The organism is Pseudarthrobacter sp. NIBRBAC000502770 (assembly GCF_006517815.1).
Taxonomy (GTDB): Bacteria; Actinomycetota; Actinomycetes; order Actinomycetales; family Micrococcaceae; genus Arthrobacter; species Arthrobacter niigatensis.
In genome coordinates this window covers 1,727,072-1,738,554 of the sequence record NZ_CP041198.1, presented here as the reverse complement: position 1 = coordinate 1,738,554, position 11,483 = coordinate 1,727,072, and the positions used below count along the sequence as shown (strand labels likewise).

Genomic DNA, 11,483 nt, shown 5'->3' with positions numbered 1-11,483 from the left:
GTGGAATTTTTGCATCCACGCGATTTTTGACAAACACGTGCAGGCGGGCCGTTGCGGCGTGCCCGCCCGGCATACAGCATCTGACCACGCGGCCAGACAAAGAAACCAGAGGAAACCAGTGGCAACCACTAACGACATTAAGAACGGAACGGTCCTGAAGCTCGAGGGCCAGCTCTGGAACGTCATCGAATTCCAGCACGTCAAGCCCGGCAAGGGCGGCGCCTTTGTGCGGACCAAGATGCGCAACGTGATGTCCGGCAAGGTTGTTGACAAGACGTTCAACGCCGGGCTCAAGATCGAGACGGCCACAGTGGACCGCCGTGACTACCAGTACCTGTACCAGGACGGTGCGGATTTCGTCTTCATGGACACCTCCGACTACGACCAGATCACCGTCTCCGGCGCCACGGTTGGCGATGCCACCAACTTCATGCTTGAAAACCAGATGGTCAACATCGCCATCCATGACGGCAACCCCCTCTACATCGAACTGCCGCCGAGCGTCGTCCTCGAAATCACCTACACGGAGCCGGGCCTGCAGGGCGACCGCTCCTCCGCAGGCACCAAGCCGGCCACCCTGGAGACCGGCTACGAAATCCAGGTCCCGCTGTTCATCGAGAACAACACCAAGGTCAAGGTGGACACCCGGGACGGCAGCTACCTGGGCCGGGTTTCTGAGTAGTGAGCGCCCGCGGTAAAGCCCGCAGCAGGGCACTGGATGTTCTTTTCGAAGCGGAGCAGCGCTCTGTTTCGGCGTTCGACGTGCTTCGCGCACGCCGCGAAAAGACCGACCAGGTGGTCAATCCCTACACCCTGGAAATCGTCGAAGGCGTAGTCTCCCAGCAGGCGGCCATCGACGAGTTCCTGGAGACTTACTCGCAGGGCTGGACCCTGGAGCGCATGCCCTCCGTGGACCGAATCATCCTGCGCATTGGCACCTGGGAGCTCCTTTACAACGACGACGTCCCTGACGGGGTGGCGGTCAGCGAGGCAGTTGCGCTGGCCAAGACGTTGTCCACCGACGAGTCTCCGCAGTTCATCAACGGCCTGCTGGGCCGGCTGCAGCAGCTGAAGCCGTCACTGCTCGCCTGACCCAAGGACAATGCACCGTGACAGCAGAAGGCCCCGCCACCGGCGGGGCCTTCTGCGTTGACGGCCGGTCGTCAGCCGGCCACCGCCGCGCGCAGGGAGAGGATGTGCTGGAGTTGCTGCCTTTCTTCGGCCTGGTGCAGCGGCACGTCGCGTCCACTGAGGATGCGCTGCCGGGTGTTGGCCAGCTGGGTGGCTGCCTTCAGGAATTGCTTCATCTGTCGTTTCCGTCCCGACCTTGCAGCCCACGCCAGGGCCGTGCGCCGGCCACCCACCGTAGCCAGCAACTGGACTTCGGCCGGGGTGAACCAGCCCGCGGCCGAGTACTCCAGCAGGCGCTGGCGGGTCAGGCGTTTCTCCGCCACCCGCAGGAAGATGATGCCGGCCACCGCGAGCAGGAAGATCGGTACCTGGACCACGATGTAATCCAGCAGGAACCCCTGGCCCATGCTGTTCCACCTGTTATGCAGGAACATGGCCGGCAGCAGTCCCACGAAGAATGCACCTATTGATGCGCCCGTATGCCAGCGCCGGGCGGCGAAACCCATCACCAGGCCCGTGGTGCCGGTGAAGATCGCATGGGCGAACGGGGACATGACGCCGCGGAGGAAGAAGACCTGGGCGAGGCCGCCGGCAGGGGATGCGGACTCTGCAATGGCACGGCCAAAGTAGAGGATGTTCTCGGTGAACGCGAATCCGCCGGCGATGGTGAAGGCGAACACCACGCCGTCCACGGGGCCGTCGAATTGCCGGCGCGCCGCGAGGAGGAGGATCAACAATCCAAGCGATTTGGCGAATTCCTCAACGATGGGCGCCTGCACCGTTGCCATGTAGGTCCGCAGGTCCGGTTCTCCGGTGAACTGGAACGCGAAGACGAAGAACGGCTGGATCAACAGCGTCACGGCAACGGACACCGCCGCACCCCACGTGAAAGCGAAGAACAGCAGGCGCTTGGGCTCCGGCTCCCACCTGTCGATGATGTGGACGGCGGCCAGGACCACGGCCAGGGGGACCAGGGACGCCAGGAAGCCGATCAGGAAGCCTCCGGCCCCGGTGTTGGACAGCAGGAACGGCACCACCAGGAACAGGCTGAGGAAGGCCAGTATGCCGCCGGCGACCGACAGGCCTGCCAGGCCGCCGCGGGTCCGCGGCGCCGTTGCCCGGGCAGGGGCCATCACGGCCAGCGGCTGGCCCTGGTGGCCCGGGGCGGTCCGGTAGTGCTCCGGGTGTACGTGGCCCATCCAGCTGGGATTGGCCTGCTGCGGCAGGGGGCCGGGCGTGCCGCGGTAGGGGTCGTCGGGAAGCCCGGAAGGGGGTTGCTGCGGGTACATCGCCATATCCGAAAGCCTAGGCGCGTACCTCCGCACCACAAAGAACCCCGGCATCGGACCGCTGGAATGTGATCAGCGCCGCGTTCCCACGGCACCGGACCGGGAAAGTCCGTGTGGTAATTTTGAACAGCAAACATTCCTTTTTTAATTCCGTCCTGTGAGGCGGGGAAAGGGGAGACGAGCGTTGACATCTGTCACCAGCGCACCGGTTCCAGCCAGGGTTGTCCTCAGCCAGGCGGACATTGACCGGGCCCTCACTCGTATCGCCCATGAGATCCTCGAAGCCAACAAGGGGTCCCGGGACCTGGTCCTGTTGGGCATTCCCCGCCGCGGCTACCCGCTGGCCGTGCGGCTCGCCGAAAAGATTGCTGCCGCAGACAACACCGTTGATGCCGCCGCCATCGTGGGCCAGCTCGACGTCACCATGTTCCGGGACGACCTCTCCCACCAGGGCACGCGGCCGCCGTACCCCACCAGGCTTCCCCGGACCGGCATCGACAACAAAGTCGTGGTGCTGATCGACGACGTCCTTTATTCGGGCCGCACCATCCGCGCCGCGCTGGACGCCCTCGTTGACCTCGGCCGCCCCCGGATCGTCCGGCTCGCGGTCCTGATCGACCGGGGCCACCGCGAACTCCCCATCCGCGCCGACCATGTAGGCAAGAACCTGCCGACCTCGTCCGCGGAAAAGGTCAGGGTCCGGCTGGAAGAAACGGACACCTCCGACGCCGGAGCGCCGGTCAACGAAGTCGTCATTGAGGGCGGCGCATGAAACACCTCCTGTCTACCGGGGACCTGAGCCTTTCGAACGCCATCCGCATCCTTGACACTGCCGAGGAAATGTCGGCCGTGGGCGAGCGGGAAGTGAAGAAGCTTCCGGCGCTGCGCGGCCGCACCGTGGTCAACCTGTTCTTCGAGGACTCCACCCGCACCCGCATTTCCTTCGAAGCCGCGGCCAAGCGGCTCTCTGCCGACGTCATCAACTTCGCCGCCAAGGGATCCTCCGTCTCCAAGGGCGAGTCCCTCAAGGACACGGCCCAGACCCTGTCCGCCATGGGGGCTGACGCCGTCGTGATCCGTCACTGGGCGTCGGGCGCACCCCACCGCCTGGCCGCCACGGACTGGATCGATGCAGCCGTGATCAACGCCGGTGACGGCACCCACGAGCACCCCACCCAGGCCCTCCTGGACGCCTTCACCATGCGGCGGCACTGGGCCCGCCTGGCCGGAACGGGCTCCGAAGGAACGGACCTCAAGGGCATGCGGGTGGCCATCGCCGGTGACGTCCTGCACTCCCGCGTGGCCCGCTCCAACGTCTGGCTGCTCCGGACCCTGGGAGCGGAAGTCACGCTCGTGGCGCCGCCCACCCTGCTGCCGGTCGGCGTCGACAAGTGGCCCTGCAGCGTCAGCTACGACCTGGACCAAACCCTCGCAAACGGCGTGGACGCCGTCATGATGCTCCGCGTCCAGGGCGAACGCATGAACGCTTCGTTCTTCCCAAGCACCCGCGAATACTCCCGCCGATGGGGCTTCGACGACAACCGGCTCCGGGCCCTGGACGACCTGGGCATGACGGACACCATCATCATGCACCCGGGCCCCATGAACCGCGGCCTGGAGATCAGCGCCGCCGCGGCGGACTCGCCGCGCTCCACCGTCCTGGCCCAGGTCCGGAACGGCGTGTCCGTGCGGATGGCCGCACTGTACCTGCTGCTCTCCGGGGACACCCGGGAACCAGCCGCAACCCGGGCACCGGCGTTCGCCGCTGCCCCGTCCACCAAGGAGAGCAACTGATGGCAGGCAACACCGGAACGTACCGCATCCAGGGCGCCGCCATCCTGGGCGGCGAACCCACCGACCTGCTGGTCCGCGACGGCATCATTGCCGAGATCGGCCACGGGCTGTCCGCTGATGGTGCCACCGTCATCGACGCCGCCGGGCTGGTGGCCCTGCCGGGCATGGTGGACGTCCACACCCACCTCCGCGAACCCGGCCGCGAGGACGCCGAGACGGTCGAGACCGGAACGCGCGCAGCGGCGCTGGGCGGCTACACCGCCGTGCACGCGATGGCCAACAGCACTCCTGTGGCCGACACCGCGGGTGTGGTGGAGCAGGTCTACACCCTCGGCCAGGCAGCAGGGTGGGTGGACGTCCGCCCGGTAGGCGCGGTCACCGTCGGCCTGGCGGGGGAGCAGCTTGCCGAGCTGGGCGCGATGGCCGATTCCCGCGCCCGGGTGCGGATGTTCTCCGACGACGGCATTTGCGTCCACGACCCCGTGCTGATGCGCCGCGCGCTGGAGTACGTCAAGGCGTTCGACGGCGTGGTGGCCCAGCACGCCCAGGAACCGCGCCTGACCGCCGGTGCCCAGATGAACGAAGGCGACGTCTCGGCCGTCCTGGGCCTCACCGGCTGGCCCGCCGTGGCCGAGGAAAGCATCATTGCCCGCGACGTCCTCCTGGCCCAGCACGTCGGCTCTCGCCTGCACGTCTGCCACGTGTCCACGGCAGGATCTGTGGAGATCATCCGCTGGGCCAAGGAACGCGGCATCGACGTCACGGCGGAGGTCACCCCGCACCACCTGCTGCTGACCGACGACCTGGTCCGCAGCTACGACCCCGTCTTCAAGGTCAACCCGCCGCTGCGCACCGACGCGGACGTCCAGGCGTTGCGCGCCGGCCTGGCAGACGGCACGATCGACGTTGTGGGTACCGACCACGCACCGCACCCCAGCGAGCACAAGGAATGCGAGTGGGCGCAGGCTGCCATGGGCATGACCGGACTGGAAACCGCCCTGTCCGTGGTCCAGCACGCCATGATTGAGACCGGACTGATGACGTGGGCCGACTTCGCCCGGGTCACCTCCAGCGCGGCAGCGAAGATCGGGCGGCTGGCCGACCAGGGCAGGCCCATCGAAGCGGGGGAACCAGCCAACCTCATCCTGGTGGATCCGGCCGCGCGCTGGACGGTGGACCCCTTCAAGATGGCCACCATGGGCCGCAACTCGCCCTTCAAGGGCAGGGAACTCCCGGGCAAGGTGGTGGCAACCTTTTTCCGCGGCCACCCCACGGTCCTCGACGGTGGCCTCAACACGCCCCACCCGGACTCCGCCGCAACCCCTGCAGGCGCTGCCTGATGGATAAGATCCTTCCCGGCCTTGCCATGCTGGCGGTGGTCGCCGTCGTGTTTGTCCTCCTCGCAGTGGGCTGGCGCAACCGCCTTAAGCGCCAGTCCGACGTCGAACAACTGCCCCCGGCGCCCTCCGCCCCGGGCGAGCCCACCGCCGCCGCCGAAGGGCAGTACGTGGCCACCACGACGGCCGGTGACTGGCTTGACCGGATCGCCGTGCACGGGCTGGGCATCCGCACCAACTCCACCCTCGAGGTGTACCCGCACGGCGTCCTCTACGGGCGGTCCGGCGCACCTGCGCTGTACATCCCCGCAGCCTCCCTCACCGAAGTCCGCCAGGACAGCGGCATGGCAGGGAAGTTCGTGGAAAAGGACGGCCTCCTGGTGCTCGGATGGACGCACGGCACGCATGAACTGGATACCGGCTTCCGAACCCGCCGCGCCGCGGACAAGGACGTGCTGTACCAGGCCCTTCAGGAATTGATTTCGTCAGCCCCAGCGGCTGGTGCCACCAGTGGAAAGTAAGACAGTGAAAGCGAATACATTGACAGCAACCACCTCCGCTCCGGCAGCCCTGGTCCTCGAAGACGGACGCATTTTCCGCGGCACCAGTTACGGTGCCACCGGCACCGCCCTGGGCGAGGCCGTCTTTGCCACCGGCATGACCGGCTACCAGGAAACCATTACCGATCCCTCTTACGCCCGCCAGCTGGTGGTGCAGACGGCGCCGCACATCGGCAACACCGGCGTGAATGATGACGACGCCGAGTCCCGGCGCATCTGGGTGGCCGGCTACATTGTCCGCGACGCCGCCCGCCGTCCCTCCAACTGGCGTTCCGAGCGGTCGCTGGATGAGGAGCTGGTGGCCCAGGGCATCGTCGGCATCCAGGGTGTGGACACCCGCGCCATCACCCGGCACCTGCGTGAGCATAAGACCATGCGCGCCGGCATCTTCTCCGGCGAGGCGGCGCAGGGCACCGACAAGGAACTGCTCGACGCCGTCCTGGCCAGTGCCCCCATGGAGGGTTCGCGCCTGGCCGAGGAAGTCAGCGTCGACGAAGCCTACGTGGTGGAACCCAAGGACCACGGCTGGGAGGGTGAACCCCGCTTCAGCATCGCGGCGATCGACCTCGGCATTAAGGCCATGACGCCGGTCCGGTTCGCCGAGCGCGGCGTCCGGGTCCACGTGCTCCCGGCCACCGCCACCCTCGAGGACGTCAAGGCCGTCAACCCGGACGGCTTCTTCATGTCCAACGGCCCGGGCGACCCCGCCACCGCCGACGCCCAGGTCAAGCTCCTGCGCTCTGTCCTGGACGAGAAGCTGCCCTACTTTGGCATCTGCTTCGGCAACCAGATCCTGGGCCGCGCACTGGGCTTTGGCACCTACAAGCTCCGCTACGGCCACCGAGGCATCAACCAGCCCGTGATGGACCGCCGCACCGGCAAGGTGGAAATCACCTCCCAGAACCACGGTTTCGCCGTGGACGCCCCGCTCGACGGCGCCACCCAGGCTCCGGAGGCACGCTACGGCCGGGTGGAAGTCAGCCACATCAGCCTGAACGACGACGTCGTGGAAGGCCTCGCCTGCCTGGACATCCCGGCCTTCTCCGTCCAGTACCACCCCGAGGCTGCGGCCGGCCCGCACGACGCCGCCTACCTGTTCGACCGGTTCATCGACCTGATGGCGGACACCAAGACCGCCAACCACAACAAGACTGAGGACAAGAAGTAATGCCGAAACGTACAGATCTCAAAAGCGTCCTCGTCATTGGTTCCGGCCCGATCGTCATCGGCCAGGCCGCCGAATTCGACTACTCCGGCACGCAGGCCCTGCGGGTCCTCAAGGAGGAGGGCCTGCGCGTCATCCTCGTGAACTCCAACCCGGCCACCATCATGACCGACCCCGAGTTCGCCGACGCCACCTACGTTGAACCCATCACTCCCGAGGTGGTGGAGAAGATCATCGCCAAGGAGCGCCCCGACGCCGTGCTTCCCACCCTGGGTGGCCAGACCGCGCTGAACACCGCCATCGCCCTGGACAAGAACGGTGTGCTGGAGAAGTACAACGTGGAGCTGATCGGCGCGAACATCGCCGCCATCGAACTCGGCGAGGACCGCGAGAAGTTCAAGGGCGTCGTGGAGCGCTGCGGCGCCGAATCGGCCCGCAGCCACATCATCCACACCATGGATGAGGCCCTCAACGCTGCCGGTGACCTCGGCTACCCGATGGTCGTCCGCCCCTCCTTCACGATGGGAGGCCTGGGCTCCGGCCTGGCCTACAACGAGGATGACCTGCGCCGCATCGTCGGCCAGGGCCTGCAGTACAGCCCCACCAGCGAGGTGCTGCTCGAAGAGAGCATCCTGGGCTGGAAGGAATACGAGCTCGAGATGATGCGGGACAAGAACGACAACGTGGTTGTCGTCTGCTCCATCGAAAACTTCGACCCCGTAGGCGTTCACACCGGCGACTCCATCACCGTGGCGCCGGCCCTGACCCTCACCGACCGGGAGTACCAGAAACTCCGCGACGTAGCCATCGCCGTGATCCGTGAAGTGGGCGTTGACACCGGCGGCTGCAACATCCAGTTCGCCATCGACCCCGCCACCGGCCGCGTGGTGGTCATCGAAATGAACCCCCGTGTCTCCCGCTCCTCGGCGCTGGCATCCAAGGCAACCGGCTTCGCCATCGCCAAGATCGCCACCAAGCTCTCGCTCGGCTACACCCTGGATGAGATCCCCAACGACATCACCCAGAAGACCCCGGCGTCCTTCGAACCCACCCTGGACTACGTGGTGGTCAAGGTCCCGCGGTTCGCCTTCGAGAAGTTCCCGGCCGCGGACGACACCTTGACCACCACCATGAAGTCCGTGGGCGAAGCCATGGCCATGGGCCGCAACTTCACCGAAGCCCTGCAGAAGGCGCTCCGCTCCCTCGAACAGAAGGGTTCGCAGCTGGACTTCAGCAGCGTCCCGGAATACGAAGTGGCAGAGCTTATCGAGAAGGCCAAGCGTCCCACCACCGAACGCCTGCACCAGGTCCAGCGCGCCCTCCTGGGCGGCGCCACCGTGGAGCAGCTCTTCGAGGCGACCAAGATCGACCCCTGGTTCCTGGACCAGCTCCAGCTGCTCAACGAGATCTCCCACGAAATCCGGCAGGCCGGAGCCCTCACCAAGGAGATGCTGCAGCGTGCCAAGCGCCACGGCTTCTCCGACGAGCAGATCGGCGCCCTGACCCACAACTCCGAGGCCGTCGTCCGCGGTGTCCGGCAGGCCCTGGGCATCCGCCCCGTCTACAAGACCGTTGACACCTGCGCCGCCGAGTTCGCCGCGTACACCCCGTACCACTACTCGGCCTACGACGAGGAGGACGAGGTTGCGCTGCACTCCAAGCCGTCCATCCTGATCCTCGGTTCCGGCCCCAACCGCATCGGCCAGGGCATCGAATTCGACTACTCCTGCGTCCACGCCTCCATGGCGCTGCGCAAGGCCGGCTACGAGACCGTCATGGTCAACTGCAACCCGGAAACCGTCTCCACCGACTACGACGTCTCCACCCGCCTGTACTTCGAGCCGCTCACGCTCGAGGACGTGCTGGAGGTCATCGCGGCAGAGGAACGTACCGGCGGCGTCATGGGCGTCTTCGTCCAGCTCGGCGGCCAGACCCCGCTGAAGTTGGCGCAGCAGCTGGCTGACGCCGGCGTGCCGATCCTGGGCACCTCCCCGGAGGCCATCGACCTCGCGGAGCACCGCGGCGCCTTCACCCGCGTGCTGGACAAGGCCGGCCTGGTGTCGCCCAAGAACGGCACCGCCGTCTCCTTCGAGGACGCCAAGAAGATCGCGGACGAGATCGGCTACCCCGTCCTGGTCCGCCCGTCCTACGTGCTGGGCGGCCGCGGCATGGAAATCGTCTACGACGAGCCCAACCTCTCCCGCTACATCGCCAACGCCACCGAGATCACCCCGGACCACCCCGTGCTGATCGACCGGTTCCTTGAGGACGCCGTCGAAATCGACGTCGACGCCCTCTACGACGGCACCGACATGTACCTGGGCGGCATCATGGAACACATCGAGGAAGCCGGCATCCACTCCGGCGACTCCGCCTGTGTCCTGCCTCCGATCACCCTGGGCGGCAACGTCATCGAGCGTGTCCGCGTAGCCACCCGCGCCATCGCCGAAGGCGTGGGCGTCCGGGGCCTGATCAACATCCAGTTCGCGCTGGCCTCGGACGTGCTGTACGTCCTGGAAGCCAACCCCCGCGCCTCGCGGACCGTGCCGTTCGTGTCCAAGGCCACGGGCGTCCAGATGGCCAAGGCCGCGGCCCTGATCGGCACCGGCGTGACCATCAACCAGCTCCGCAGCGCCTACAAGATGCTGCCGGAGTCCGGCGACGGTTCAACCCTGCCCCTTGACGCCCCCGTGGCCGTCAAGGAAGCGGTGCTCCCGTTCAGCCGGTTCCGCACCCTCGAAGGCAAGGTGGTGGACTCCCTGCTCGGACCCGAGATGCGCTCCACCGGCGAAGTCATGGGCATCGACAAGCACTTCGACACCGCCTTCGCCAAGAGCCAGGCCGGTGCCAACAACGCCCTGCCCACCGAGGGCAAGGTCTTTGTCTCCGTGGCCAACCGGGACAAGCGCTCGGTGATCATGGCGGTCAAGCGCCTCTCGGACCTTGGCTTCGAGATCGTCTCCACCGGCGGCACGGCGGACGTGCTGCGCCGCAACGGCATCCAGGCCACCCCGGTCCGCAAGGTGGCCGAGGGCAGCAGCGCTGAAGGCGAGGGCACCATCGCCGACCTGATCGTGGCGGGGGAAATCGATATGGTCTTCAACACGCCCTCCGGAGGGGAGGCGCGCAGCGACGGCTACGAGATCCGCGCCGCGGCAACCTCCATCGGCATCCCGTGCATCACCACCGTGGCCGAATTCAACGCCGCGGTCCAGGCTATCGAAGCCATGCGCACCTACCAGTGGTCCGTTACCAGCCTGCAGGAACACGCGGCAGCCCTCGCGGAATCGCAGAAGGCGGCCCTGCAGCATGCCTGAGCAGGTATCCGGCACCACCCCGGGGCCAGGCGCCGGCCGGGAGTCCTTCGGCTCCCGGCTCGGGGCGGCCATGGCCGCCCGCGGCCCGCTCTGCGTCGGCATCGACCCACACCCCTCCCTGCTGAAGGCATGGGGGCTGGACGACGACGCCGCCGGACTGCGCCGGTTTTCGCTGACGGCTTTGGAGGCAGTGGCTTCCCTCGCTGCCGCGGTGAAGCCGCAGGTGGCACTTTACGAGCGCCACGGATCGGCCGGCCTGGCCGTCCTGGAAGAGGTCCTGGCTGAAGCCCGCAACCAGTCGGTACTCACTGTCGCCGACGCCAAGCGCGGCGACATCGGCTCCACCATGGCCGCCTACGCCGACGCCTGGCTCCGGGACGGCTCACCACTCGCCGCCGATTCCGTCACGCTCAGCCCCTACCTCGGCTTCGAGTCACTGCGCCCCGCGCTGGACCTCGCGGCGGAGACCGGGCGCGGCGTATTCGTGCTGGCACTGACTTCCAACCCCGAAGGCGCCTCGGTCCAGCACGTCGGCGGAAAGGATTCCGTGGCCCGCCGGATCACGGAGGCCGCGGCCGCGGAGAACTCACGGTACGCCGGAAGCCTCGGCTCCGTCGGCCTGGTGGTCGGCGCCACCGTGGGGAGCGCCCTGGCAGACCTGGAACTGGACCTCGCCGCCGTCCGTGGACCCATCCTGGCACCCGGGCTCGGTGCCCAGGGGGCTACCCCGGCCGGGCTGAGGACCACGTTCGGCGACGCCTACCCGCTCGTCCTGGGAACATCGAGCCGCGACATCCTCGCGGCGGGACCGGAAATCCGCGGACTGCGTGAGGCCGCCCTGCGGACGCTGGCGGGACTGCGGGGCGAATAGGCCGCCAATTGTCCGGATG

The 11,483-nt window shown here is 67.2% G+C and carries 10 protein-coding genes; 9 read left to right on the top strand and 1 reads right to left on the bottom strand.

Annotated features, from left to right (window positions below):
* The first annotated feature begins 118 nt into the window (after window positions 1-118).
* Together efp and nusB are read left to right on the top strand one after the other, a co-directional pair.
* The gene (gene efp, locus NIBR502770_RS08350; protein WP_141160347.1) at window positions 119-682 is read left to right on the top strand and encodes an elongation factor P; all 564 of its coding nucleotides are present in this window, start codon (window positions 119-121) and stop codon (window positions 680-682) included.
* Window positions 682-1,092, top strand: coding sequence for a transcription antitermination factor NusB (gene nusB / locus NIBR502770_RS08345; RefSeq protein ID WP_141160348.1), 411 nt, complete (start codon window positions 682-684; stop codon window positions 1,090-1,092). Before efp ends, nusB begins: the two co-directional genes overlap by 1 nt.
* Before the next feature lie 71 nt (window positions 1,093-1,163).
* On the opposite strand, the gene NIBR502770_RS08340 is transcribed toward nusB, so the two are convergent.
* The gene (locus tag NIBR502770_RS08340) at window positions 1,164-2,426 is read right to left on the bottom strand and encodes a PrsW family intramembrane metalloprotease (protein WP_141181649.1); all 1,263 of its coding nucleotides are present in this window, start codon (window positions 2,424-2,426) and stop codon (window positions 1,164-1,166) included.
* Between the two features lie 178 nt (window positions 2,427-2,604).
* On the opposite strand from NIBR502770_RS08340, the gene pyrR reads away from it, so the two are divergent.
* The 7 genes from pyrR to pyrF are packed head-to-tail and all read left to right on the top strand — an operon-like array spanning window position 2,605 to window position 11,464.
* The gene (gene pyrR / locus NIBR502770_RS08335; protein ID WP_141160350.1) at window positions 2,605-3,192 is read left to right on the top strand and encodes a bifunctional pyr operon transcriptional regulator/uracil phosphoribosyltransferase PyrR; all 588 of its coding nucleotides are present in this window, start codon (window positions 2,605-2,607) and stop codon (window positions 3,190-3,192) included.
* Complete coding sequence (locus tag NIBR502770_RS08330) at window positions 3,189-4,214, top strand: aspartate carbamoyltransferase catalytic subunit (protein ID WP_141181648.1); 1,026 nt, start codon at window positions 3,189-3,191, stop codon at window positions 4,212-4,214. Before pyrR ends, NIBR502770_RS08330 begins: the two co-directional genes overlap by 4 nt.
* Window positions 4,214-5,554, top strand: a complete 1,341-nt coding sequence (locus NIBR502770_RS08325) for a dihydroorotase (RefSeq protein ID WP_141181647.1) — start codon at window positions 4,214-4,216, stop codon at window positions 5,552-5,554. Before NIBR502770_RS08330 ends, NIBR502770_RS08325 begins: the two co-directional genes overlap by 1 nt.
* Window positions 5,554-6,072 carry a hypothetical protein gene (locus NIBR502770_RS08320; RefSeq protein ID WP_141181646.1) on the top strand — a complete coding sequence of 173 codons (519 nt, stop codon included), beginning with the start codon at window positions 5,554-5,556 and terminating at the stop codon, window positions 6,070-6,072. Before NIBR502770_RS08325 ends, NIBR502770_RS08320 begins: the two co-directional genes overlap by 1 nt.
* The gene (gene carA / locus NIBR502770_RS08315) at window positions 6,053-7,279 is read left to right on the top strand and encodes a glutamine-hydrolyzing carbamoyl-phosphate synthase small subunit (protein WP_371416502.1); all 1,227 of its coding nucleotides are present in this window, start codon (window positions 6,053-6,055) and stop codon (window positions 7,277-7,279) included. Before NIBR502770_RS08320 ends, carA begins: the two co-directional genes overlap by 20 nt.
* A complete protein-coding gene (gene carB / locus NIBR502770_RS08310; protein ID WP_141181645.1) occupies window positions 7,279-10,593 on the top strand; it encodes a carbamoyl-phosphate synthase large subunit in 3,315 nt (1,104 codons plus the stop codon). Before carA ends, carB begins: the two co-directional genes overlap by 1 nt.
* On the top strand, window positions 10,586-11,464 hold the full coding sequence (pyrF, locus tag NIBR502770_RS08305; protein WP_141181644.1) for an orotidine-5'-phosphate decarboxylase: 879 nt from the start codon (window positions 10,586-10,588) through the stop codon (window positions 11,462-11,464). The genes carB and pyrF overlap by 8 nt, the downstream gene beginning before the upstream one ends.
* The last annotated feature ends 19 nt before the right edge of the window (window positions 11,465-11,483 follow it).

Coding starts and splice junctions, on each gene's coding strand:
- NIBR502770_RS08340 (WP_141181649.1), bottom strand. CDS start 2,426: ATGGCGATGTACCCGCAGCAACCCCCTTCCGGGCTTCCCGACGACCCC.
- NIBR502770_RS08330 (WP_141181648.1), top strand. CDS start 3,189: ATGAAACACCTCCTGTCTACCGGGGACCTGAGCCTTTCGAACGCCATC.
- NIBR502770_RS08325 (WP_141181647.1), top strand. CDS start 4,214: ATGGCAGGCAACACCGGAACGTACCGCATCCAGGGCGCCGCCATCCTG.
- NIBR502770_RS08320 (WP_141181646.1), top strand. CDS start 5,554: ATGGATAAGATCCTTCCCGGCCTTGCCATGCTGGCGGTGGTCGCCGTC.
- carB (WP_141181645.1), top strand. CDS start 7,279: ATGCCGAAACGTACAGATCTCAAAAGCGTCCTCGTCATTGGTTCCGGC.
- pyrF (WP_141181644.1), top strand. CDS start 10,586: ATGCCTGAGCAGGTATCCGGCACCACCCCGGGGCCAGGCGCCGGCCGG.